This window comes from Chryseobacterium sp. PCH239 (assembly GCF_018924625.1).
In the GTDB taxonomy this organism is placed as follows: Bacteria; Bacteroidota; Bacteroidia; order Flavobacteriales; family Weeksellaceae; genus Chryseobacterium; species Chryseobacterium cucumeris.
Window position 1 is genome coordinate 2,235,899 of record NZ_CP073027.1, and the last position, 25,018, is coordinate 2,260,916.

Annotated in this window: 18 protein-coding genes and 2 tRNA genes; 3 read left to right on the forward strand and 17 right to left on the reverse strand. The window is 36.4% G+C overall.

Translation table 11 applies throughout. The features are described 5' to 3' along the window. The 6 genes from KBP46_RS10295 to KBP46_RS10320 form a co-directional block, all read right to left on the reverse strand. On the reverse strand, window positions 1-3,276 hold the full coding sequence (locus KBP46_RS10295; RefSeq protein WP_216445316.1) for a hypothetical protein: 3,276 nt from the start codon (window positions 3,274-3,276) through the stop codon (window positions 1-3). A 1-nt stretch (window position 3,277) separates the two neighbouring features. After that, window positions 3,278-4,909, reverse strand: a complete 1,632-nt coding sequence (locus KBP46_RS10300) for a T9SS type A sorting domain-containing protein (RefSeq protein WP_216445317.1) — start codon at window positions 4,907-4,909, stop codon at window positions 3,278-3,280. 276 nt (window positions 4,910-5,185) lie between these two features. Then, a complete protein-coding gene (locus KBP46_RS10305; RefSeq protein ID WP_123278890.1) occupies window positions 5,186-6,643 on the reverse strand; it encodes a TolC family protein in 1,458 nt (485 codons plus the stop codon). Then, window positions 6,615-9,806, reverse strand: coding sequence for an efflux RND transporter permease subunit (locus tag KBP46_RS10310; RefSeq protein WP_062675463.1), 3,192 nt, complete (start codon window positions 9,804-9,806; stop codon window positions 6,615-6,617). Before KBP46_RS10310 ends, KBP46_RS10305 begins: the two co-directional genes overlap by 29 nt. Before the next feature lie 21 nt (window positions 9,807-9,827). Beyond that, window positions 9,828-10,913: an efflux RND transporter periplasmic adaptor subunit gene (locus tag KBP46_RS10315; protein WP_216445318.1), complete on the reverse strand. Its 1,086-nt coding sequence runs from the start codon at window positions 10,911-10,913 to the stop codon at window positions 9,828-9,830. 144 nt (window positions 10,914-11,057) lie between these two features. Then, window positions 11,058-11,444 carry a hypothetical protein gene (locus tag KBP46_RS10320; RefSeq protein ID WP_216445319.1) on the reverse strand — a complete coding sequence of 129 codons (387 nt, stop codon included), beginning with the start codon at window positions 11,442-11,444 and terminating at the stop codon, window positions 11,058-11,060. Between the two features lie 635 nt (window positions 11,445-12,079). Between KBP46_RS10320 and KBP46_RS10325 the strand changes: the two genes are divergently transcribed. Further along, the gene (locus KBP46_RS10325; protein ID WP_062675465.1) at window positions 12,080-12,472 is read left to right on the forward strand and encodes a multicopper oxidase domain-containing protein; all 393 of its coding nucleotides are present in this window, start codon (window positions 12,080-12,082) and stop codon (window positions 12,470-12,472) included. 38 nt (window positions 12,473-12,510) lie between these two features. After that, the gene (locus KBP46_RS10330) at window positions 12,511-12,945 is read left to right on the forward strand and encodes an META domain-containing protein (protein ID WP_216445320.1); all 435 of its coding nucleotides are present in this window, start codon (window positions 12,511-12,513) and stop codon (window positions 12,943-12,945) included. A 68-nt stretch (window positions 12,946-13,013) separates the two neighbouring features. Here the strand turns inward: KBP46_RS10330 and KBP46_RS10335 are convergent, their stop codons facing one another. The 9 genes from KBP46_RS10335 to KBP46_RS10375 form a co-directional block, all read right to left on the reverse strand. Further along, window positions 13,014-13,274: a SemiSWEET transporter gene (locus KBP46_RS10335; protein ID WP_062675467.1), complete on the reverse strand. Its 261-nt coding sequence runs from the start codon at window positions 13,272-13,274 to the stop codon at window positions 13,014-13,016. A gap of 34 nt (window positions 13,275-13,308) precedes the next feature. Next, window positions 13,309-14,343: an FAD-binding oxidoreductase gene (locus tag KBP46_RS10340; RefSeq protein WP_216445321.1), complete on the reverse strand. Its 1,035-nt coding sequence runs from the start codon at window positions 14,341-14,343 to the stop codon at window positions 13,309-13,311. Window positions 14,344-14,397: 54 nt separating this feature from the next. Next, window positions 14,398-15,336 (reverse strand): gliding motility protein GldN, encoded by a 939-nt coding sequence (gene gldN / locus KBP46_RS10345; RefSeq protein WP_062675469.1) that lies wholly within the window; start codon window positions 15,334-15,336, stop codon window positions 14,398-14,400. A gap of 20 nt (window positions 15,337-15,356) precedes the next feature. Then, window positions 15,357-16,949, reverse strand: coding sequence for a GldM family protein (locus KBP46_RS10350; RefSeq protein WP_062675470.1), 1,593 nt, complete (start codon window positions 16,947-16,949; stop codon window positions 15,357-15,359). A 52-nt stretch (window positions 16,950-17,001) separates the two neighbouring features. Continuing rightward, complete coding sequence (gldL, locus tag KBP46_RS10355) at window positions 17,002-17,694, reverse strand: gliding motility protein GldL (protein ID WP_062675471.1); 693 nt, start codon at window positions 17,692-17,694, stop codon at window positions 17,002-17,004. Window positions 17,695-17,747: 53 nt separating this feature from the next. Then, window positions 17,748-19,172 (reverse strand): gliding motility lipoprotein GldK, encoded by a 1,425-nt coding sequence (gene gldK, locus KBP46_RS10360; protein WP_062675472.1) that lies wholly within the window; start codon window positions 19,170-19,172, stop codon window positions 17,748-17,750. A gap of 108 nt (window positions 19,173-19,280) precedes the next feature. Further along, window positions 19,281-21,134: a glutamine--fructose-6-phosphate transaminase (isomerizing) gene (gene glmS, locus KBP46_RS10365; RefSeq protein WP_062675473.1), complete on the reverse strand. Its 1,854-nt coding sequence runs from the start codon at window positions 21,132-21,134 to the stop codon at window positions 19,281-19,283. A gap of 35 nt (window positions 21,135-21,169) precedes the next feature. After that, window positions 21,170-22,813, reverse strand: coding sequence for a DUF4270 family protein (locus KBP46_RS10370; protein WP_216445322.1), 1,644 nt, complete (start codon window positions 22,811-22,813; stop codon window positions 21,170-21,172). Between the two features lie 13 nt (window positions 22,814-22,826). Beyond that, window positions 22,827-23,597, reverse strand: a complete 771-nt coding sequence (locus KBP46_RS10375; protein WP_034693703.1) for a glycogen/starch synthase — start codon at window positions 23,595-23,597, stop codon at window positions 22,827-22,829. 171 nt (window positions 23,598-23,768) lie between these two features. On the opposite strand from KBP46_RS10375, the gene panC reads away from it, so the two are divergent. Continuing rightward, on the forward strand, window positions 23,769-24,617 hold the full coding sequence (gene panC, locus KBP46_RS10380; RefSeq protein WP_216445323.1) for a pantoate--beta-alanine ligase: 849 nt from the start codon (window positions 23,769-23,771) through the stop codon (window positions 24,615-24,617). A gap of 188 nt (window positions 24,618-24,805) precedes the next feature. Here panC and KBP46_RS10385 read toward each other — a convergent pair. Beyond that, window positions 24,806-24,878, reverse strand: a tRNA-Lys gene (locus KBP46_RS10385). Window positions 24,879-24,933: 55 nt separating this feature from the next. Then, window positions 24,934-25,016: transfer RNA gene (locus KBP46_RS10390), tRNA-Leu, on the reverse strand. Window positions 25,017-25,018 lie beyond the last annotated feature (2 nt).

Consider the following 25,018-nt stretch of genomic DNA (forward strand, 5'->3'; position numbering starts at 1 on the left):
TTAGTTTTTATAGTTGTATTTCATTTCCTTCAACACTTTGCCATTCACATCGATCACTTTCTGAAGCCTGTTTGCGGAATCATACACATAGCTTTCTCTGATGCCAGATGGTGGCGTGATGCTTCTTACTCCTACTAATGGATCATATGTAAATGTTGTGATCTGATAAGCGGATAAAGCCGTATTAGCTCTGAAGGTATTCAATGCTGACAAGAAAGATGTTTCATCATTGTTGGGACCAGCCAAAGCGTCTGTATTGGAAGCATTAACAATAGAATCAATTAAAGACTGCTGGATGTCTGTTAATTTGGCTCCTTCTATTTTGGCAATAGGCTGGGTTTGGTTGTAACCCCAGATAATGACTGTTGAAATACCATCTTTTGTGGTGTATTGCTTAAGATTTCCTTTAGAATCATATTGATCATAAATAACCTCGGTAGTAGGATTATTCTGAAGATCATACGACACTGCTGAGCTTGGAAGTAAGTTCAGTGGATTGTCATATTTGGTTTCCGTTCTTGACAGTACTTTACCTACAGCATCATTGGCATTTTGTTTTTTTGTAACCTGTGTCTCTATAGGAGTATCAATGATATTAGCATTAATAAGTTTCTGAATGCCTTTTTCATGCGCATACTGATAGTCTGTCACAACATTTTCCCCGGATGAAAATGTAGATAATGTACTCTTTAAATTGACAGGTTTATTAATATCCGTATCTGAATAAGTATATACGGTTTGATTTTCAACCTTTTTATCTCCCTCAAAATGATCTATTACCTTTGATATTTTACGTTCTATCTTTCCTCCGTAAATTTCTACAGCACTCATATTGACCTGATAAGAGGATAATGGAGGTACGTTAAAATTCTCTACATTGTAAGGTACAATATCCAGATCAAGCCCAAAAGCAATCTCTTCATTGGTAACGGGATTATATCCTGATAGCTTATTTTTCAATGGGTTGATTTCATATTTAAATATTTCTTCTTTTAGAGTATTAGCTCCTTTCTTATACGTCGTTTTTAACGGGAGTCCATATCTCCAATCATCATATGGTCCTGTCTTGTCTGCATAAACAGAGCTTGTCCCGGCATTTCCATCTGCAAATTCATAAATAGTTTCTCCAAGATCATTATACTCTTTTACCGTAGAATAGGTAACTATATTGGACATGCTATAAGAGTTATAAGCGCTTCCTGTATTTTGAACCATATAATCTCTCTGAATATAATCTGATGATGCTGCATGTTCTGGGCTTGGATGAGCTACTCTATAAAAAGGTTTAACAAATTGAAACGGACGTTTAAGCTTTCCTGAACCTTTAGAAACTCCTGTAATCGGATCAACCCTTTCATAGCTGTAGTTATAGATATTAGACGTATTACTGGCATCTACATCTTCTACTTTTGTTATTCTGAGCCCACCAACATTTGAAATTAAATTGGTTGCAATTTGTTTGTTATATTTGATGTCAAATGAAAAATCACAGCCACAGTCTCCTATACGCTGCAAACGTAATTGAATGGGGCTTGTTGTAGCACTAAATTCTGCAGTAAAGCTTTTTCCGTTAGAAGTATATACCTGTCCTGACATATTTATGCTGCCCTGGCATCTGTTTTCATGGATCTGGGCAATGTCATCATTATTATTCATACAGCCATTTCCAAAAGTGATTTTAAATCTTGCATTAGACTTATTCATAAAAACAGATTGCGGAACTGTAACCAGGGTATCACGAATAGGTTTCACAAAAGTACCCGGGTCCTGATTATTACCCACACTCATATAATTTTCATACGCTTCAATGGTGGAATATTGGGTTGTTTCAATGGTATTGCTTTCATAATAAAGCTTTTTAGAAGCACCGGTAGGATATTTGATAGCTGTTAAAACTCCTAGTTGGGCATAAGTAGGATTCGTATTTCTATTTCTGCCTCCGATTATTGTGCTTTGGCTCGCCCCGATATTACTAGAAAAAATCTGATCCGGGATACTGGTGTTTGACTTGCTGTAAAATGTATTATTAAAATATCCCCAGTAATCATCATTATTAGAATTTCTTGCAGGAAGAGGGCTTGTTTCATTATAAGAAAATGCATAACTCTTATTTTGAAGATTATCTTTTAAGCCTATAAGTTTAAGCCTGTAATCTTCATAGGTTTTATCAACAGAGCTTGATTCAAAATAAGAATGATTCAGCAAAAAATCTTTTATTATTTTTCCTGATTTGTCTTTGACAACAATTCTTTTCAACGCAGTGCCGGCAGATGAATTGATATCTTTTCTATATATTTCATTACCTACGGTCATTAAATTGTCATCTCCCGAATATTTGAACTCAATTTGCCCTTCAGGAAATGTAATTTTTGTAATTAATTTTTCAAAGTTCGTATTGATGTCAATTCTCGGTGGCGGAGATGTTTGAATCGGAGGAAAAGGAGTATAGCCCACGGGAGCATTTTGGGAAGTCAGAATTCTACTTTCAAATTTACTCTCTTCAGAATAGTTTAGCTTTTTTTGATACTCAATTTGTATCCCCTGATTTCTCGATGTACGCAAACTGTCCATTAAAAAAGAATTTACAGCCAATTGAGGAACCGTTTGAGATCGTTTAGTCATCACTGAATTTTTCCCCGACAGCCAGAATTTGTTACCTTTTGAATCTGTTATGGTGAAACTACCATTATCAGGCAGTCTTTCAATCAAAACATCTTCATGAGGAATCGGAAAACCTTTGTTATTATTTATTATAAAACTGCCATTTACGGTAGGGAGGTTATACGAAAACAGATCGGGCTGCACATCATACATCCCATCATAAAGAAAGCCCAAGACCTCTTTTTTGGCATTATCATTCCAAGGATCAATAGATGAATATTGATAAGCTGTATTGTAATCTTTAAAATAGATTGGAAAAAAATCATCATCTTTTCCCATAATATTCTTTGAAATGGTATTGGGTATGGATAATGACCATCCTAATCCTACTGAGCTTGAAATCTCATTCTGTTTAATTCCTCCTGTATTATAAGAAAGCTTAATGGGGAAAACCATATCTCCTAATTGAATATCATAAATGGGAATAGTTATATTAGCTTTCCCATTAAATAGATCCATAGGAAGCTTTCCTACTTTATCAAAGCTGTAGGCATCAGGGGAGGTTGGAAAGGATAAGACCTCTTTATTCTGCTGCGCATTAATTCCAATTCCGGACTGTGAGTATCCAAATGAAAAAATAGACAACAACACTATTACAAATATTCTTTTCATCATTTTATTTCTTAATTAATTTAGCACTTGCCGTTTTGTTGGTATCTGTTTTTATTGTGATCAGATAAGCTCCCTGAACCAAAGCCTGGGTATTGATCTTAGTCACTCTGTTTTTAGTTTTTATACTTTGGAGCTGTCTTCCGCTCATATCATATAACAGAATATCTGCTTCTTTAAAGTCGTTGAATCCTATTTCTACATAAGCATAGTCAGATACTGGATTTGGATAGATCTTGATATCGTATTTTTCAATCAACTGGTCTACCTGTTTGTCTCCCAGCTTTACAATTTTCCAGTTTTCTTTACCCAATTCTTCTGCACTGGTTCCAGCGAGAATAATGGAGCCGTCTCTGTTGAGTTTTAAATCAGAAAGTCTTTCTTCTTTTTGTCTGGATTCTCCTTTTACGTGTTTTCTCCACTGCTCATTACCATTTTGATCTAAATACAGCATCCAGAAGGTTTCATCATCAGTTTGAATTCTTCCTTCAGCCTGGGTGTAACCTCCTAATAAAATTCCTTTAGAAGATTTATCGTCAGCAGAATGAAGAACACTCATACCCATCAAAATATCTCTGTTTTTGAAATTGTAGGATTTCTGCCACTGCTCTTCTCCTCTTTCATTGAGAGCAATCAGCCAAAGATCTGTTCCATCTTCAATGCCTACGGTTTTGTTTCCTGATCTTTCTGATCTTGATTCTCCACCAATGATAAAACCTGTAGAGGTTAGTGCAAGGGTTCTCAAATGATCATCTCCTTTTCCTCCAAAGTTCTTTTCCCATTCTACTTTTCCGTTCTTGTCCAACTTGACAATCCAGTAATCACCCTCACCAAAGTTTTCAGTTTGTTTCGAGTTGCGGGATACGGGATTCGGGTTTTGAATCTTTGATGCAGAACCCGCATCTCGCATTCCGGAATCTTTTTCAGAACCAGAAACACGAACCTCGGAACTTCTTGAATAAATCCCCAGTAATGCTCCACCATCTCTCGTTGGAATCATCTTCTCTACTTCGTCTAAACCTTTTCCGCCTAAAATTAATTGGGAGAGTTCTTTTCCGTTTTTATCGAGTCTGGTGATCCATACATCTTTAGAGCCATAGCCTTTTGCTGAATTCTGTACGTTTCCGGCCACAAAAAATCCTAAATCAGTAGTCTGGATAACCGCTCTGGCTTCTTCATCTGAAGAACTTCCCAACGTTTTCTGCCATAATTCATCTCCAAATTCATTGATTCTGATCAGCCAGATATCTGAGCCGCCTTTGGAATCCTCTTTTTTATCCAATCCTTTTCCGGAATAAGATGTTCCGGCTAGTAAAAAACCTCCATCCTGAGTAGTAACTGTTGCAGATAAATAGTCATGGTTCTGTCCTGAGAAATATTTCTCCCAGACTTCTTGACCCTGCTGATTGAGTTTTACTAAATGAAAATCATAACCGTTATTCTGCTTACTGCCTGAAGCCTGTTGCTTATTGCTTTGAATAGAACTTCCTGTGATCAAATACTGCTGATCAATGGTTGTGGTGACCTGGCTTAGAAAATCCTGGGTAGAGGATTGGATATCTTTCTGCCACACCACTTCCTGGGCAGATATACCCAGGATCGTGCATAAAGTGAATGCACTGAGATAAAGTTTTCTCATTCTCGTGTTGTCATTTTTTGAGTTAGTAATTAGTTTATTAAAACGCAGCGAATTTAGTACTTTTTAAGACACAAAAATTGATATACTTCAACCTACTATAAATCATGCTATTAATAGTTAGATTTTCTATATATTGTATTGCAATTTGTATCATTATGATGCAAAAATATCTACTCACGGCGACAGAACCTGTCGTATTAAAAATAAAAAGGGCCAACTCAAAAGAATTGACCCTTCCAAAAAACATTAACTGTTTATTGATAGAATTATGATGTTTTATTTCCAGCCTCCACCTAAACTTTTATAGATGTCGACTACAGTACTGAGCTGTTTCTGTTTTGCTTCGATAAGCTCCATTTTAGCATCCAATGCATCTCTCTGATTCAAAAGAACTTCAAGATAATCTGCTCTTGAATTACGGAACAACTGATTAGCAATATCAATAGACTGATCCAGGGCTTTGGTTTCCTGAGACTTCAACTGATAATACTGGTCAATATTTTTAACCTTTGACATTAAATTGGCAACGTCCAGATAAGCATTCAAAATGGTTTTATCATATTCGTATAATGCCTGAACCTGTTTTGCATCTGCCGTCTGAAAATTAGCTTTTATCGCACTCTTATTAATGAGTGGTCCAGCCAGCTCACCCACAAGATTGTAAGCTATTGATTCTGGTAATTTAACAAGATAGGATGGTTTGAAAGCTTCCAGTCCTAAGGTTGCAGAAATTTCCAAAGAAGGATAAAATTCTTTTCTTGCAGCTTCCACATCCAGTTTTGATGCTTTCAATTCCAGCTCTGCCTGCTTGATATCAGGACGGTTGGCTAATAACTGAGATGGGATTCCGGTATACACTGTGGGAGGAATGGTAGACATAAAGTTTTCCTTTGTTCTCACAATCGGCTGTGGATATCTTCCCAGTAAAGCATTAATTTCGTTTTCCTTCTCTGTGATCTGCTGACGGATTGTATATTCTGAAGCTTTGGATTTCGCCAACTCTGCCTCAAATTTCTTCACAGCAAGCTCCGTTGCTGCAGCGGCTTCTTTCTGAATTTTGGAAATTTCCAATGCTCTCTGCTGAAGCTTGATATACTGCTGTATAATATCCAATTGATTATCAAGTGCTAATAACTCATAATAATTATCCGCAACTTCTTCAATAAGATTCGACAAAACAAAGTTTTTCCCTTCCACTGTAGAAAGGTAATGAGCTACTGCAGATTCTTTCTCCGTTCTGAGTTTTTTCCAGATGTCAATTTCCCAGCTTGCATTTAATCCTGCTTCAAAATTTCCCAGTGGATCCGGCATTTCTTTTCCGGGTTCTATTTCTGTAGTAGCATCCCCTGCTCCTTCACTCGTATAACGGCCGGATTTTTTCAATCCCGCTCCTATTCCTGCAGAAACCGTTGGAGTCAATCTTCCTTTTTTAGCTAAAACACCACTTTTAGCAATTTCAATCTCCTGAAGTGTGATCAGAAGCTCCTGATTATTTTTTAAAGCCGTTTCAATCAGCGTTACAAGGTTAGGATCTGTAAAGAACTGTCTCCACGGAGTTGTTCCGCTATTGTTGTTAGCATCCTGCTGTTCTTCCTGATTAAAGTTCTGAGGAATATTTTCTTTTACCTCATCTTTTATAACAGTCGCCATCGGCGCCTTACAACTTGCGAGTACAAGTGATAAGGCAATGGCTGTGATTATATTTTTAGTCTTCGAATTTTCCATCATGTTCATAAGGTTCAGTTTGTTCTGTTAAAGGATTCTCTTCTTCATATCTCGCCAATCGTGACTTATCAGCAATGGTTCCGAAGATATAATACAGTCCGGGGATAATCATCAATCCGAAAATAGTCCCGATTAACATTCCTCCTGCTGCTGCAGTACCAATGGTTCTGTTACCAACTGCTCCCGGTCCTGTTGCAATCACCAATGGAATCAATCCGGCAATAAATGCAAATGATGTCATCAAAATCGGACGGAAACGGATAGCCGCTCCTTCAATAGCCGCTTTGGCTACGGGGATTCCTTCTTCTGCCTTTTTCTGAACGGCAAATTCTACAATCAACACGGCATTTTTACCCAGAAGTCCGATAAGCATGACCATGGCCACCTGTGCATAGATATTGTTTTCCAATCCTAATAATTTTAAGCATAAAAATGCTCCAAAAATACCTACCGGAAGGGATAAAATAACCGGTAACGGGAGGATGAAACTTTCATACTGTGCAGAAAGAATCAGGTAAACAAATCCTAAACATACCAGGAAGATAAATACGGCTTCATTACCACGGCTTACTTCATCTTTGGAAATACCCGCCCAGTCTATACCAAAACCTCTTGGAAGTGTTTTATCCGCAACTTCCTGAATGGCTTTGATCGCCTGTCCACTACTATATCCAGGTGCCGGAGTTCCGCTCACCTCTGCAGAGTTATACATATTATGTCTGGTAATCTCTGATAATCCGTATACTTTTTCCAATCTCATAAAGTCTGAGTAGGGAACCATCTGATCTTTATCATTTTTAACATACAGTTTCAGCAGGTCAGTTGGTAAGGCACGGTATTGAGGTCCCGCCTGAACAATTACCTTATAGGGTCTGTCAAAACGGATGAAACTCGTTTCATAGTTGGAACCAATCAATGTAGATAGGTTATCCATTGCTTTTTCAATGGTCACTCCTTTTTGTTCTGCAAGATCATTATCAATCTTAAGCATATATTGCGGGAAACTCGCAGAATAGAAAGTAAATGCTGATCCAAGTTCCGGACGTTTCTTAAGCTCCTTCACAAAGTCATTACTTACCTGCTCCATTTTATGATAATCTCCACTTCCCGCTTTATCCAGTAAACGAAGTTCGAAACCTCCTGCTGCTCCATATCCCGGAACGGATGGCGGCTGGAAGAATTCAATATTGGCACCTGGAATATTTTTCGCTTTTTCCTCAAGTTTTTCAATGATTTCAGCGGCGGATTCTTTACGTTCTTCCCAACTTTTAAGGTTGATCAGACAGGTTCCTGAGTTTGACCCGGTACCTTCCGTTAAAATCTCATAACCCGCGAGAGAAGAAACGGATTGTACTCCATCAATGTCTTCAGATTCTCTTAAAAGTTCTCTGGCAATCTGGTTTGTTCTTTCCAATGTAGATCCCGGAGGTGTCTGAATAATGGCATAGATCATCCCCTGATCTTCAGCCGGGATAAATCCTGATGGTAAAGAGTTACTCAGGAAGAATGTACAGGCACAGAATGCTAATAGTAACGGCAATGTTATTGTCTTTTTCGTCACTGTTTTATTCAGTAGCTTCTCATATCTGCCAGCTCCTTTCGTGAACAGGTTGTTGAATTTATCAAGGAAAATAGTAATGGGAGTTTTCTTCTTCGCTTTTCCATGATTATTTCTTAAGATCAGAGCACATAATGCTGGTGTCAGCGTAAGTGCCACTACCCCTGATAAAATAATGGATGAGGCCATTGTAATAGAGAACTGACGGTAGAATACCCCAACCGGTCCGGACATAAATGCAATCGGAATGAACACCGATGCCATTACCAGTGTAATTGCGATAATTGCCCCACTGATCTCATGCATTGCTTCCTCGGTAGCCTTCAATGGAGAAAGATGTTTCTCTTCCATCTTGGCGTGAACGGCTTCAATAACTACAATCGCGTCATCTACCACAACCCCGATCGCCATTACTAAAGCAAAGAGGGAAATCATATTCAGGGTAATTCCAAAGGCTGACATCACTGCAAATGTTCCTACCAATGAAACCGGAACGGCTAATGCCGGAATCAAGGTTGAACGCCAGTCTCCAAGGAATAAGAATACCACGATAGCAACCAAAACGAAAGCTTCAAATAGAGTGTGAATTACTTTTTCCATGGATGCGTCCAGGAATCTTGAAACGTCATAACTGATGTCATAATGCATTCCCTTAGGGAAATTATTTTTTTCAAGATCTTTCATCAATGCTTTCACATTTTTGATAACGTCACTTGCATTGGATCCATAGGATTGTTTTACGGTGATCGCAGCTGAAGGTTTTCCGTTCAATGTGGAATAAATATCATACATGGAACTTCCAAACTCAATATCGGCAACATCTTTCAGTCTTACAGATTCTCCGTTCGGTTTTGCTTTTAAAATAATGTTTCCGTAATCTTTTTCATTATTGAAACGACCAGGATATTTTAATACGTACTCGAAAGACTGAGAGCGTTTTCCTGAACTTTCACCTGTTTTCCCAGGGGAAGCTTCCAAACTCTGCTCATTCAGAGATTCCATTACTTCATCTGCTGAAATATTATAAGCTGTTAACCTGTCCGGCTTAAGCCAGATACGCATTGCATATTCACGGGTTCCCAGGATATCGGCAAAACCTACACCACTTACCCTTCTCAATTCAGACATTACATTGATATCTGCATAATTGAAAAGGAATTTCTGATCAGCTTTAGGATCATCACTGTACAGGTTAATATACATCAACATGTTGGGTTCTTCACGTGTGATCTTTACCCCTTCACGCACTACCAAAGGCGGAAGCTTATTAACTACTGAAGATACACGGTTCTGAACGTTTACTGCAGCTACATTGGGATCCGTTCCCAGATCAAATACAATCTGAATGGAAGCTTCCCCGTCATTTCCGGCATCCGAAGTCATATATTTCATACCGGGAACTCCATTTAATCCTCTTTCTAAGGGGATTACTACGGATTTAATCAACAATTCGTTGTTAGCTCCGGGATATTCTGCGGTAATATTTACTTTAGGTGGAGAGATGGATGGGAACTGTGTCACCGGAAGTTTTACCAATGACAGTATTCCCATAAATACAATAATCAATGAGATTACTATAGACAGAACTGGTCTGCGAATGAATTTCTTAAACATACTGCTTCATTTTAGAGACCACTACTCTGCTTTTAATTTCAATGATTGAAGAACTTTCTTAGGATCCTGGAATTTTGTTTTCACCTTTTGATCATCCTTTACTTTCTGAACTCCTTCCAGAAGAATCTGATCTCCTTTTGAAATTCCTGATCCTACCACATACAAATCCTGAAGTTCATAGGCAACTTTAATATTTCTGGATTTTGCTACTCCATTTTTATCAATCACAAATACATATTTCTGATCCTGAATTTCATAGGTTGCTTTCTGTGGAATGATCAATGCATTGTGAACAGGCATTGACATCTGCACTTTTCCGGTTTCTCCGTTTCTCAGAAGTTTGTCCGGATTAGGGAATTTCGCACGGAAAGCAATATTTCCTGTTTCGTTATCGAATTCTCCTTCAATCGTCTGGATTTCTCCTTTTTGTGTATACATTTCTCCATTGGCTGTAATCAAAGAAACCTGATTGCTTCCTCTGTCTGCAGCATGAGTCTGATAGCTGAGATATTCAGGTTCTGAAACGTTGAAATAGGTGTAGATACTTGTGTTATCTGATAACGAAGTCAACAAATCGCCTTCATCTACAAGGCTTCCCAATTTCAGTGGAATTCTGTTAATAATCCCTGAAAACGGAGCTTTGATATCAGTAAAAGACAAATGGATCTGAGCCAGTTTCATTTCTGCATTGGCAGCGTCCAATTTAGCTTTTGCCATCGCTCTTTCATTTTTAGAAACGATGTTGTTTCCTGCCAGTGTACTTGCGTTTTTAAGCTCAATAGAAGCTTGCTCTACTTCTGCTTTTGCTTTTAATAATTCTGCCTGATACAATTTAGGCATAATACGGAACAATGTTTGTCCTGCCTGTACGTACTGTCCTTCATCTACAAAGATTTTTTCCAGGAAACCTTTTTCCTGAGCTCTCACTTCAATGTTTTTTACAGATTTAATCTGGGCTACGTATTCTTTGTTGATTACGGTATCCATGACCACAGGGGACGTCACCGGATAGACGGTAACTTCTTCTTTTTCTTCTTTTTTCTTATTGCAGCCAACCGCCAACAAAAGGGCACTCAGTGCAATTCCCGAAGCAACTCTTTTTATCATAATTCTAGAGTTTATATAATCGTTAATGTTTTGATAGAAATAAAAAACGGTAATAAAAGGGATACGGTGTGATGATTACCGGCATACACAACGCAAGGTATTTCCGCCCGTCATCAGGCAGAAAATAAACGGAACGGAGAAATTTTAGATTCTAATGGAGCGGATAAGAATAAATCTTTTGTTGGCTAAACCAAGAACAAAGCCATGAATATCCGGTTTTGATAGTTTATAGCTTTTTAGTCCAAAAATATAGACAAGACTGAAAACTCCTGCAAAAACAACAATGGCCTGCCATACATCAGACAGTTCGAAATCATTTTCGGTAAGTTCTATAGTGGAATTGTCTACATTATCTGCCATCTGCTGAACGGAGAGTTTTTCAAAAGTCTGATTCAGTCGGTTGGCTCTTTTGGGCATATGATGAGAAACATGACCGTTATAGTCGTTTCGGAGCGTTTTAACATCAAGTCTGCTTTCTACTACAAAGAGTAGAAAAAGACCGGTTAAAAAATATACTACGAAGTTTCTCATTTTGAAGTTGCAAATGTACACCCAGATTATGATATTATCATCATGGATTAACAAAATTTAACTCTTCTTTAAAATAACTGAATATAAAAAATGATAAATATTAAATATTTCGTTTATTCAAGCGTAATTCGAGCAATCCTGACATCTCATCTGTGCAAGTTTCAATTCTCAAATATCAAGCCATTTTTTTGCATTTAAGGAAATTTTAATTTTAAAGTTGTTGCATTTTTGAACATTTTAGGTGGCATAGTACTGTACTTTGAAAATTTCATTAGTCAAACCTAAACTTTATCATGAATTATAATTATTAACATTAACTTATTGTTACTCTTTTCTTTTTGAATTATTTTTGCCGAAAATTAACACAACAAATGAAAAATGAAAAAAATCAACATTATACTACTGAAAACAAATTCGTTAAAAAGCCTGAATTAACAAAGGTTACCATTACTTTCGACAATAATTATTAGTTTCCGTTTTGTGAATTTTGTTTCCAAAAACAGTGAGTTAAATCATGTAAAACTTTAACTTTCTGTTAGTTTATGAAAAATTAACATATATTTATTAAAAATATTTGTAAATTTATATAGCATTAACATCATAATTCATGAAACACTTTAAAATCACTTATCACTATGAAAAAATTATTATTACCAGTCCTTTTCGGATTGACCATTATTTCCCTAACAGCGTGTAAACATCCCGGAAAAGAAGCTGAAATCATTACTGCTGTTACTCCAGAAAATACAGATGACATTTCAAAAAATGTGTATGTTGACAGCTATGGAGAAAAAATAGAAGTTACCATCAATAACACCAAAAATACAGCAACAATACATTTAAACGGCAAAACTTTTGACCTTAAAAAAAGTGATGCTTTACCTGAATATACTGCCTCCAATGAAGAATATCAATATTCTGATATTAAAGGGAATATCACTTTCCTGAAAAAGAATGTTGATATGGTCCTGTTTCATCTTAAACAGGCAAAAAAAGAGTCTGGTCCTGCAAAAATGGCATCGTATTAGCATAGGGATTAGCAATTCAAATTAAAAAAATAAACAATATGAAAAGTTTATATTATTATGTATCAGCACTTGTTATCACAACATTTTTAGTTGTTTCATGTAAAACACAAAATGCTCAAAAAGCAACTACTGATATTACAGGAAAAACATGGAAACTTACAGAACTTAACGGGAAGCCGATTGAACTGAAGAATCCTAAAAACAATCCTTATTTTAAACTTGAAATGGATGGTATGAGATATCAGGGACATGCCGGATGTAATGGTTTGGGAGGAACTTTTGAGATCAAACCTGAGGTAATGAGAATTAAATTCAATCAGGGAATGTCAACGATGATGGCTTGCGAGGATCTTGATATTGAAAATCAATTTACCAAAGCAATTCTTGCAGCAGACAATTATTCTGTAAACGGAAATACGCTTACTTTAAACAAAGCAAGGATGGCTCCTTTAGCTAAATTTGTTCTTCAGTAATTGAATCTCACTTAAATAAAAATAAAATACGCCTCATCATGATGAGGTGTATTTTTTTATTGACATTTCTATTTTTTGTTGTTGTACTTTATGTAGCAGATCAAAAGGCTGATATTCACCAGAACCGCAAATGCATTTGATATAATAATAGGGAGTTCGTCCTTTTCAAATCCATACCAGACCCATAAAGAGAGTCCTGAAATCAGAACCAGGAGCATGAGTAAAGAAATATCTTCTACATTCTTTTCTCTGATTACCTTTATAAGTTGTGGAATCATTGAAACGGAAGTGAGAACTCCGGCCACTAAACCTAATATATTTTCATTCATAAATTTTCACTTTGAATACCAATTCTAAGATACACTATTGAAATCTCTTCCACGAAACTTCTTCATGCAATGGAATATCTTCTTCCATAAAACGGAACAGATCTCTTGAAAAATAGCACCCATTAAGAATCCCACGGGCTCCAAGTCCATTAAAAACATAAAGATTACTGAAGGTATCATGTCTTCCGATGATAGGTCTTCTGTCTTTTACGGTCGGGCGGAATCCAAAATGTACTTCTTCTACTTCAAAATCATAAGGGTAAAATTCTGAAAGTCCTTTCACCAGTTGGGCAACTGCTGATTCGTCAATATGATGGTGAAGCTGCTCTCTGTCATAAGTTCCTCCATAAAAATATAATTCGTTTCCCGTCGGAAACAAGAAATGTTTCTTTTTAATGGTTATGTTTTCCGGAATCGGTTGAGAAAGTTTCACTTTTATGTGGTGACCTTTGTTCGGGTTTACTGTAATCTCTGAAAAATACGGATTATCCTTCACCCCCATCCCTTCACAGAAGATCATATTTTTGAAAGTAAAATCTTTATATACCCCTTCAGATGGATTCAATTTTGAATAATCGAATTTTTCTTTGACCAGATGATCATTTTTTTCAAAATAATTAAATAAACCACTGAAAAATCCATTAACGTTGAGTCTTGCAGACTGATTCACCTTTCCGGTAAGAAAGTCGTTTTTTACTACATTTAAACGATCAAAATTCTGATCAAGAAAATTTGATAATTCTTCATTTGCTGATTTTTTCAACCATAAATTCTGTTCATTTTCATCATGGAAAATTCTGTGAATGGGAGCATTGATCAGATAGTTTTCCCCTGTATATGATTCTATTTCTTTAAGACTGTCTTTAAGAAAATCTATTTGCTCCTGTGCTTTCCAGAATGTGGTAAACTTCTTTAGAACAACAGGATTGATAATTCCTGCTGAAACCTGAGAAGCGCTTTTTCTTCCTTCCGTAAAGATCACAAAAGACTTGTTATTTTTGATCAGCTGATGAGCTAAGAAAAGCCCTGCATATCCGTCTCCTACAATAATATAATCTACATTTCTCATAATAAAAAAACCTGAGTAAAAATACTCAGGTTTTCTATAAATATCAAGTGAAATCTAGTAATTCCACATATCATTTTCCATTTCAAGAATCTGCGCTTTGATTCTATCGCTTTCTTCCAGTTGTTCATCGGCATTTTTAGGAATATAATCCTTAATAGTACCGTCTCCTAAACCAGCCGAAGATTTATAAATGATAGAAGAGAATCTTCTTGCATTGATAACATCATCGAAAGATAAGTCAGCAGATGAATTTTTTCTATTGAAAACAAAATTGTTTGCTAAGATATCACGAGCACTTGGGTAGTAGATCCAGAAAAGATCAATAAGCTCATCATTACTTGCAATAGGCTTACCATCTGGACCAATAACTCCCTGCACTGCAGGATCTGGTCCCATTGCAGCAATACCAAGAGGTCTGTATTTCATTTGTCCGTCTCTCTTATCAATAAACCACATACCCATGATTTTAAGAACTTTTACTTTATCAGTAGTCGTCTTAAATACATCAGTATACTGTTTCTTTTCTGCTTCTGTAAGCTGTCTTCCAGAGTTTAAGATATCAATAGCAGCATCATTGATGATTACTTTTTCCAATCTCTTCTGAATTCCTTCCGGAGAAAGTTTTACAGTAAAGTTTTCATCGTCATATACCTGCTCAATCTTACCGCTCAAGGCAGCATCCAATAATAGTTGGTATAGAGATCTTGTAGGGGTAGCAAGAAGACCATCCGGATTATCGTAGTAGAATGGTTGGTTGATCTTATCATTCATATCAATGATCTCCCACACAAACATACTCTTAAGGATATCTTTGTCTTCAACAAAACCATATTCAAGAGGTTTTACTGTTTTATCTACAATAGTATCACCAACTTTCTGTTTGTTTTCTGCTCTCATCTGTCTGAACTCTTCCGGAGAAGATGCGTTCAGAATAGTCTGGGAAAAAGCAAATCCCGAAACTAATACTAAAAGGGTGCTAATATATTTTTTCATAATAAATTACAATTTTAGTCCTATTGAACATTAATGATTATAGGAGTAATGTTTTTAATAATCTGACCGTCAAGACCTTGAGCTGTTGCTTTAATATCAAAGATAGAAACCACATCTCCTGTTCTCAGATTCTTCACTAAACCTGCTGCTTCATCCAGAGAGTTACCATGAACAAGAAGCGCTGCTCTACCCGGTACTCTCACCATAAACTGAGTTACTGTAAATGAAACAGGGAAATCAAAGTCAGGAATTGCTGCCTGAACAGACTGGTTAGGAATAGAAGTTGCCGGCATAGACAATACATTCTGTCCTCTCATTTCTCCTCTTGGAGGCGGAACGTTCTTAATTCTGTATTCAAATACCTGAGATACTGATTTTCCATAAGGATCAATTCCTGATAATGTTAATTTAACAACATTACCTGAAGTTGGTTTCACACTCCATTTACCTGGACCTGTACTTCTTACAGATGCACCCGGAGCAGATAATGAAAGTTTAGAATTGTCAGCACCTAAGATTGATCCTGAAACAGGGTTCTCAAGCCCTCTGTACATTACATTCATTTTGTCTGCAGCAAGTAATAAACCTTTTTCAAGTTTTACTTCTCTTGGTCCTGCAATTACATTATAAGTATGAGTCCAAGGGAAAGATTGTGGTTTACCAGAAGCATCCGTTAACGTAATAGTACCTCCCAATTTATGTTCACCAATTCCAGAACCTGAAATTGCGATAGAACCTTTACCATTTTCTACTTTACTTACTCCGGAAATACTGATCTTATTGCTGTTAGAATAAGTACCCAGCATTACTTTTACTTCAGCCTGTTTTCCTGCCTGAATATCAATCGGACCTGAAACGATAGGCTCGTAGCTTGAGAACTTAATACTCGCATCTACTTTTTCCTGAAGTAATAATGCCAATGCATCAGACTGAACGTTTCTGGCATCATTTTGGATAATCTCCAGGTTAGATATTGCAGCAATTAGCGGCTGATGATAAAATTTATTCTGGAACCAAGTCTTTTCATTTGGAGACGTTCCTTTCGGATACTCTGCAATAAGAGACTTGTTAGCTCTTGCGACTAAATCCTGCAACTGAGCATTGTTTCCGAAGGTAGCATTGATGTAGTTTCTTACGTCATCAATTTTAGCTTTCAGGTCTAATGCATTCTTAGATGGAGTATTTTCATCTCCTTCTTTGAAGAAATATTCAGTAGTTGCTTCATTATTGTTCAATGCAGCGAAGTTTTCACTTACATCAATATCTTTTCCTGTTTGAGGATCTTTGTCGTGAAACTCAGATTGTTTTTTCAACAAATCTTTAATATCCTGAGCAGATTTCACCAATGCATCAATTTTGGTTTTCAATACTTTGTACTGAGCCCAAGGCTGTGCATAGGTATCCGGAACTTGCTGGGCTTTAGCTTCCAACGTTCTTTCAAAAATCTTCTCGTTCTTTTTTTCGGTTAAAGTTCTGGTTTCATTCAATGCTCTGGTAGAGTCATAGTATGATCTGATGATTTCTGCATCAATATTTAGGGCCATCATCGCGATGAACACCAAATACATTAGGTTGATCATCTTCTGACGAGGGGTCTGTTTTCCTTGTGCCATTCTCTTTTCTTTGTTTTTTGATTAAGTAGTTAAATTTAGAAATGGTTAGGAATTAAGACTTCATAGCAGTTAGCATACCACCATAAACTCTATTTAAGTTATTAAGATTAGATGTTAAACCTTGTAGCTCTTGGTTGAATTTCTCAGATTGCTCTGCAGATTTCTGCATATCTGCAACATACTTGTTAGCAAATTCAGATTGTCTCTTACCGCTTTCAAGCTGCATTGCATAAAGAGCATTCATGCTTTCCATGTGCTGAGCTGCTTTATTTAATTGGTCGTTATATTTATGAGTAGAAGCAGATACGTCTACAGTTTGATTGATCTGATCAACAGAGTTTGAGAATTTATCAATTCCTGTTCTTAATCTTTCAAATAATTGAACGTCTAATCTGGCATCTTCAAGCATTTTATCCAATTTGTTAGAAAGAGAATTTTCTAATTCAGCAAATTGAGCTCCTGTATTTTTAGTTGTTACATTAGAGTGTAAAGGATTTGGATTAGCATGTTTATCTAATAACTCAGGATAAACATTTTCCCAAGCATAAGACTCTTCAGTTTTTGGAGGGTCAAATGCAAAGATGATAAAGATAATCGCCTCAGTGATAAGTCCAACGGTAAGAGCAATGTTACCGTTAATAGGTCCCAAGGTAATGTGAGTAATTTTAAGCCAAGCTCCAAGAATTACAATTGCAGCACCGAATGAATAAAAGAAATTCATCCAAGCATCTTTAGTCTTAAACATATTGAGTTAGTTTTTTTAATGTTAAATAAAATTGTTATTGAAAAATTGTCTGATTAATTTCTGTTAACTCTTCTTGGTTTAACAGCTGCTTCAGGAATATCCTGTACAGTTCTGAATCCGATATAGCTTCTTGCGGAATCTTTTCTTTCCCAATCTCTAGCACCTGTCATTAGTGCATAACCTATATCTTTCCAAGAACCACCTCTTACAGATTTCTTCGTATCCTTTTTATCTTTAGTAGAAGGATTTAATGTAGAAGAGAATCCTGAAGAAGAATTGTTAAATGAAGATAGTGTCCATTCAGAAACGTTTCCAGCCATATCAAATAACCCAAACCCATTTTTCTTAAATTTCTTAACTGGAGCTGTATATGTATAAGTACCTTTTTTCTCGTCTTCCATATAGTTACCTCTTTTCGGCTTAAAGTTAGCCAGATAGCAACCTCTGTCGTCCATTAAATATGGACCACCCCAAGGGTAAGTAGCATTTTGCATACCACCTCTTGCAGCATATTCCCATTCAGTTTCTGTTGGAAGACGGAACTCTAATGGTCTTTGTTTTTTTCTTTTTAAACTTTCGTTGTAATCTGTTTTCAATTTAGATCTGAAGTTACAATAAGCCCTTGCCTGGTCCCAGGTAACCCCAACAACAGGATAGTCTTTGTAAGCCTTGTGCCAGAAATACTGTTCAAACAATGGCTCATTGTAAGCAAAGTGGAAATCTTTTACCCAAACTGTAGTATCAGGATAGATCGCGATACTTTCACTTTTCAGGTAGTTAGCTCCTCTTTCGTTATCTGCAACTGCAGCGTCCATATCTCCCCAACGGTAAGTATATTTCAGCTTGCTTACATCTAAAATTCTTTCGTTTCCGATTCTTGAAGAAGAAGGCAGATACATAGATTCCAAAACTTCTGCGTATTCTACATCCGGATATTTTGATGTGCTCCAGTGTAAAGGAATTTTCCAATCTAATCTTTTACTGGCATCATAGCTTCCGTCTTCCCGGCCACCCTGGCCTTCCATATATTCTTGATAAGGTGTTAAATTTTCTTCTTTTTTAGCAAGATATGCATAATCTCCTATTGCTGCTCCTTTACGTCCGCCTTCATCACCACCTTCTCCGGCAGCTTCAGCAAGTAAAGTTCTCGCGATAGAGTCTCTTACATAATTGATAAATACTCTGTACTCCGAATTGGTAGTTTCTGCTTCATCCATGAAGAAAGAAGAAACAGTAACTGTCTTCAATGCTGCTTTTTCAGGAGTATTTGTTGGATCCTGGTCTGCTAAACCAGCAACAAATGAACCTGCAGGAATTGCAACCATTCCGTATGGTCTTTCCGCAACAAATGATTTAGTTTTTTCTCTTGGTATCAATTCTCCTTTTGTTCCTGGCTTCCCTACAGAAGAGCTGCCACCACCTGAACAAGATACCGATGCTACCGACGCAGACAATAATAAAAGAAATATCCTTTTCATGTTAATTTTTATAATTAAGCCGTAAATATATAATTTTTTTAAGAAACTTTTAAGATTTTTTTTGAAATAACGGAAGAAATCTAAATTTATTTTATTTACAACAACTTTTTATTCCACGGTAACAGATTTTGCAAGGTTTCTCGGTTGATCTACGTTGGCTCCTCTATATACTGCAATATAATAAGCAAGCAGCTGCAGAGGTACGGAAGCAACGATTGGAGAGAAACATTCTGAAGTTTCAGGGATTTCGATAACATAATCTGCCATTTCACTCACCTGACGGTCTCCTTTATTAACTACAGCGATAATTTTTCCTTTTCTCGCTTTAATTTCCTGAACATTACTTACAATTTTATCATAGTGGCCTTTTCTAGGTGCTATAATTACAATTGGCATATTTTCGTCGATCAGGGCAATCGGACCGTGCTTCATTTCTGCAGCAGGGTATCCTTCTGCATGGATATAAGAAATTTCTTTTAATTTTAAGGCTCCTTCTAAGGCTGCAGGATAATTGTATCCTCTGCCTAAGTAAAGGAAATTGGTAGCTTTCACAAAGTCTTTTGCAATATTCTGCGTAAGCTCATGAGTAGTATTCAACACTTCTTCAATTTTCTTAGGAATAGCATCAAGCTCAGCAATTAAGCTCATAAATTCAGCGTTTCCTAAGTTTCCGTTGTGTTTTCCTAATTTAAATGCGATTAAAGTAAGAATGGTAAGCTGAGCCGTAAATGCTTTGGTAGAAGCAACCCCGATTTCAGGACCGGCATGGGTATACGAACCAGCATCTGTAATTCTTGCAATGGAAGAATCCACAACATTACATATACCATATATAAATGCACCTTTTTCTTTTGCTAGTTTTAAAGCAGCCATGGTATCCGCTGTTTCTCCAGATTGAGAAATGGCAATCACTACATCTTTATCTGTAATGATCGGGTTTCTGTATCTGAACTCTGATGCATATTCTACTTCCACAGGGATTCTTGCATATTCTTCTATCAGATATTCTCCGATAAGCCCTGCATGCCATGAAGTACCACAAGCAATGATGATAATTCTGTTAGCATTTTTGAATTTTTCAACATGATCCCAGATTCCGGCCATTTTTATGACTCCCTCATCCACAAGAAGCCTACCTCTCATGGTATCGTGTACAGATTTAGGCTGTTCAAAGATTTCTTTAAGCATGAAGTGCTCATATCCACCTTTCTCTATTTGCTCAAGACTCAATTTAAGTTCCTGGATTTCAGGCTCAATCTTAGAGTTTTCATTGATGGTTCTGATATCTACTCCATTTTCCAGAGAGATTGTTGCCATATGTCCTTCTTCAAGATATATAGCTTCTTTTGTAAATTCTACGAAAGGAGAAGCATCAGATGCAATAAAATATTCTTTATCTCCGATTCCGATTGCTAAAGGAGATCCTAATCTTCCTACAACCAATACTCCAGGATAATCTTCATGAAGTACAGTGATTGCATAAGCACCATATACTTCATTCAATGCATATCTCACTGCAGTTGGGAAGTCGATATCCGGATTAAGATCCATAAAATATTGGATAAGGTTTACCAGTACTTCAGTATCTGTTTCTGATTTAAAAGTAAAGCCTTTCTCAGTAAGCATTGTTTTAATGGTATCATAGTTTTCAATAATACCATTATGTACAATTGCAATTTTTCCGTTGTTTGACAAGTGCGGGTGGGAATTTCTGTCACTTGGAACTCCATGGGTAGCCCAACGGGTGTGTCCCATTCCAATTTTAGACGTTCCTTTTAGTTCTTTTGAAATATTCACCAAATCCTCAACTTTACCTTTTGTTTTTTCTACTTCCAGCTTGTTATCTGGTCCTTCTAAAACAATTCCGGCACTGTCATACCCTCTATATTCCAATCTTCTAAGACCATTAATTACAATTTCATAAGCGTCTTGAAAACCTGTATATCCTACTATTCCGCACATATTTTATTTTGTCTAGTGTTGTTTGTTATCGTGTTCTATTTTTTCGTTCCGTAAGTCACCATTAGCTGGATTCTCTTCGGATTCGTATTTGTTTTATCTACTCCTGTCAGAATAATTCTGTTCATATCAAATGCTCTTGTTGTGTTACGAACTCCCAAAAGAGTTCCTGTAGTACTTGCTGCAAATGCTCCTGCATTGATAATTAATGGTTTATTAACAATCGGCTGTGTAGCATCTCCTATTGTTTCTGTTTTTCCTTCAACAATATCCTTGACTGTTTTTGTAACTACAAAATCATAATAACCAGGATTCTCTTTATAATAATATAAACCTAGTCCGTTTGTAAGATCTGAAGTGAATGTTAACTTTGAGTAATCAATTTTACCCGCATTTAATGTATTGTTTAAAAGTGTAAACTTACGATCTTCAGTAGAACCTGTATTTTTCCATGTTGCAGGATCCAGATATACTCTGATCTTAGCACTTACAATACCTGCCTTATCTTTATTATAGATCTCCTTAAGTTTTGTGATGGTCTCATCCTTAATTTTCACTACCACAGAAGGGCCTCCCATTCCCTGAACAAAAAGTCTTTCATCTCCTTCATTAGGGTTACTTGCAGCCAGTGCAGCTGCAGCAGGTGATCCAGATCTGTTATACTCATACAATCCGATATGAGCATTAGCACTTCCTAGGTTGAAATTAAGTGTTGTTTGTGGTCTTGTGGTTGTTCCGTTGTCTGTCTTATCATATTTATAATACATGATAACCTGCAAGTCATTAGGAGAGAACTGATACAGATATCTATCCGTTTCGTCCACAGAAATTTTTATTCCTTTAAAATATCTGATAAAGTTAGCAGCATCCTGAAGTTCAGGTTTTCCTTTTTTATCAAGAATATGAGTCTGGAAAAAATTTGTATTACTTAACTTCATTCTGAATCCTAAGTTTCCTGAGAATACAATTGAATTATCAGATTTTTTTGTAATAGATAAAGAACTCACGTTCCCATCAAATACTCCTGAACCTAACAGCTCACCAGTACTTATTGATGCATTGGAACGTTTTAGAGCATCATTATTTGCATCTAAGAACGTAGTTACTTCGTGTACATTGATTTTCATTGATTTTGAAGCCCCCCCTATTTTACCATATTTACGAACAGGATAAGTTTTTTTCTCAATGGAAACTTCCGTAGCTACTCCGTCTACTGGGAAATCTGTTTTTGTATATGTATTTGTTCTTAATGAATCACCTTCAAAGAAGTAAGTATTTGAAGCTGTATTTGCAGGAGGTCTTACTACAAGGACTACTGAATCTACTTTTGGATTTGCGCCGTTGAAGTCAAAATTATCCGTTGGCATTCTCAGCTGGGTAACATAAGATGCTCTTTGCATTCCAAACTGGGGTTCAGTAAAGGCTCCAAGAACAGCAACATTTGTAGTAACACCTGATTCACTCAACCCACTGATTAGTCTTGAAGCATCACTTCTGATTGAATCGTTGTTATCATAATTGTATGCAATAACAGGGTATGCAATTTCATTGCCCTGTGCTGCATCACCATTAAACAGCTGCTCACCAAGAGAATCCGGATCCGGTTCACAATTATAAAGGAATGCACTTCCAAATATCGCCAATAGAAGCATGGCGAAGGTCTTTTTAAGATTATGAGTCATTAAAAATGTGTTTTTAATAAAGTTGATTTATAGAATCTACGTCCAGATATTCCGATTTCTGGGTTGCTGTTTCATTGAAAGCCTTATCCAGGTCTTCATCCAGAAACTCATCACCTTTTACAACGGCATCTACATAGTTCATACTTTCGATAACAAAACTTTTAATAGTTGGGTTATCTAACGCTTTTAATCCCGAAATATTATCAAACTGTAACTTTTCATCGATCTTTTTGTCCAGGTCAGCATCTTTCTCATTGTAAAGAGAAAGTACAATTTTTGCGTCTTTGAAATAAGTATCGGATTCGTAGTAAGTTTTAAGATAAATTGGAACAAAAGAAGACATCCATCCATTTAAATGGATAACGTCCGGCACCCAGTTTAGTTTCTTAATGGTTTCAATAACTCCTCTGGCAAAGAAAATAGCTCTTTCATCATTATCTTCGAAAGGGTTTCCTTCATCGTCGAAATAATATTGTTTTCTTTTGAAGTATTCTTCATTGTCAATAAAGTAAACCTGAAGTCTTTCCCCCGGAAGAGACGCTACTTTAATGATTAGAGGCTGGTCCAGATCATTAATAATAATATTCATCCCTGAAAGACGGATTACTTCATGAAGCTGGAACTTTCTCTCACTTATTTGTCCAAATCTTGGCATAAAAACTCTTACATCATTGCCTTCTTGGTGCATCTTAAGTGCCATTTTGTTTACCACTGCAGCCATATTTGTATCTTCCTGATATGGATACATCTCTGTAGTAATGTACAGTATTTTTTGATTCGGCATAAACTTTCTATCTAATTTTTGTAAAAATGCTTTAATGTGCAAAATTACAAAAAAACATCCAACATTATTTTAATTAACATTTTTTTACGAAAATTCCCTTTTTCAAATTATTAAAAGTACATATTATTATGCGATATTTTTAGTATTTTTGAAATAGTATTAAAATAAACTATGGAAGTTCTAAAAAACAGAAAAGTCCTTCAGGATTTCATTGAAAGACAGAAAGAAATGGGAAAAAGAATTGGCTTTGCCCCTACTATGGGTGCCCTGCACAATGGCCATCTTTCTCTGTATGAAGAGGCAAGAAAAGAAAATGATCTTGTCATTTCTTCAATTTTTGTAAATCCAACTCAGTTCAACAATCCTGAGGATCTTAAAAAATACCCAAGAGATGTTAACAGAGATATCCTTATTCTTCAGAATTCAGGCCTTGTAGATGCTGTCTACATCCCAGAGGTAGCAGATATTTACCCTGAAAAAACTGAAAGCCAGTCATATGATTTTGACGGACTGGAAAATGAAATGGAAGGCAAATCCAGACCGGGACATTTCAACGGAGTAGGAACTGTTGTAGAAGAGCTTTTCAGACAGGTACAGCCTGATAATGCTTATTTTGGTGAAAAAGATTTTCAGCAGCTTGCTATTATTAAAAAAATGGTGGAGAAAAAACATCTTCCCGTTAAAATAACCGGAGTTCCTATTTATAGGGCAGAAAACGGACTGGCACTGAGTTCAAGAAACCAGAGACTTCATGAAGACCGAAAAGAAGCTTCTAAAGTAATTTATGAGACTTTAAAAAAAGTAAACGACTGGTTCAGAACTGTCAGTATTCCGGAAATCAAGGAAAGAGTAGCTGATATTTTTGATGATCAGAAGGGTATGAAGCTTGAATACTTTCTGATTGCTGATGAAAATACATTACAGGAGACAGATTTTTTCTATAAAGACAGAAATTTCAGAGCCTTCATCGTAGTTGTAGTAGATGGAGTAAGATTAATTGACAACATGCACCTGGATTAATCTTTATCTATTAAAATATAGTATCCCTGGCTATTTCAGCTGGGGATTATTATTAAATACAAAAAAACAAAACGAGATGAAGTTTAGACTTGAGTTCATACAAAAATCAAAGGCCTCCTGAAGGAAGCCTTTGAAACACCAAATCACAAAATATTAATATGAAAAAAATTTACTTTTCAGTAAACTTGTGACCCGGCTGGGATTCGAACCCAGGACCCATACATTAAAAGTGTATTGCTCTACCAGCTGAGCTACCGAGTCGGCCACAATTAAAATGAAATAAATTTCAATATTAATTATAAAATTTTCTTTGCAGTGCCTGCGACTGGACTCGAACCAGCACATCCTTAGGAAACCACCCCCTCAAGATGGCGTGTCTACCAATTTCACCACGCAGGCAA

Bases quoted from the DNA above. Each gene is read 5' to 3' on its own strand.
- KBP46_RS10295 (WP_216445316.1), bottom strand. From the start codon at position 3,276: ATGATGAAAAGAATATTTGTAATAGTGTTGTTGTCTATTTTTTCATTT.
- KBP46_RS10300 (WP_216445317.1), bottom strand. From the start codon at position 4,909: ATGAGAAAACTTTATCTCAGTGCATTCACTTTATGCACGATCCTGGGT.
- KBP46_RS10305 (WP_123278890.1), bottom strand. From the start codon at position 6,643: ATGAACATGATGGAAAATTCGAAGACTAAAAATATAATCACAGCCATT.
- KBP46_RS10310 (WP_062675463.1), bottom strand. From the start codon at position 9,806: ATGTTTAAGAAATTCATTCGCAGACCAGTTCTGTCTATAGTAATCTCA.
- KBP46_RS10315 (WP_216445318.1), bottom strand. From the start codon at position 10,913: ATGATAAAAAGAGTTGCTTCGGGAATTGCACTGAGTGCCCTTTTGTTG.
- KBP46_RS10320 (WP_216445319.1), bottom strand. From the start codon at position 11,444: ATGAGAAACTTCGTAGTATATTTTTTAACCGGTCTTTTTCTACTCTTT.
- KBP46_RS10325 (WP_062675465.1), top strand. From the start codon at position 12,080: ATGAAAAAATTATTATTACCAGTCCTTTTCGGATTGACCATTATTTCC.
- KBP46_RS10330 (WP_216445320.1), top strand. From the start codon at position 12,511: ATGAAAAGTTTATATTATTATGTATCAGCACTTGTTATCACAACATTT.
- KBP46_RS10335 (WP_062675467.1), bottom strand. From the start codon at position 13,274: ATGAATGAAAATATATTAGGTTTAGTGGCCGGAGTTCTCACTTCCGTT.
- KBP46_RS10340 (WP_216445321.1), bottom strand. From the start codon at position 14,343: ATGAGAAATGTAGATTATATTATTGTAGGAGACGGATATGCAGGGCTT.
- gldN (WP_062675469.1), bottom strand. From the start codon at position 15,336: ATGAAAAAATATATTAGCACCCTTTTAGTATTAGTTTCGGGATTTGCT.
- KBP46_RS10350 (WP_062675470.1), bottom strand. From the start codon at position 16,949: ATGGCACAAGGAAAACAGACCCCTCGTCAGAAGATGATCAACCTAATG.
- gldL (WP_062675471.1), bottom strand. From the start codon at position 17,694: ATGTTTAAGACTAAAGATGCTTGGATGAATTTCTTTTATTCATTCGGT.
- gldK (WP_062675472.1), bottom strand. From the start codon at position 19,172: ATGAAAAGGATATTTCTTTTATTATTGTCTGCGTCGGTAGCATCGGTA.
- glmS (WP_062675473.1), bottom strand. From the start codon at position 21,134: ATGTGCGGAATAGTAGGATATACAGGTTTTCAAGACGCTTATGAAATT.
- KBP46_RS10370 (WP_216445322.1), bottom strand. From the start codon at position 22,813: ATGACTCATAATCTTAAAAAGACCTTCGCCATGCTTCTATTGGCGATA.
- KBP46_RS10375 (WP_034693703.1), bottom strand. From the start codon at position 23,597: ATGCCGAATCAAAAAATACTGTACATTACTACAGAGATGTATCCATAT.
- panC (WP_216445323.1), top strand. From the start codon at position 23,769: ATGGAAGTTCTAAAAAACAGAAAAGTCCTTCAGGATTTCATTGAAAGA.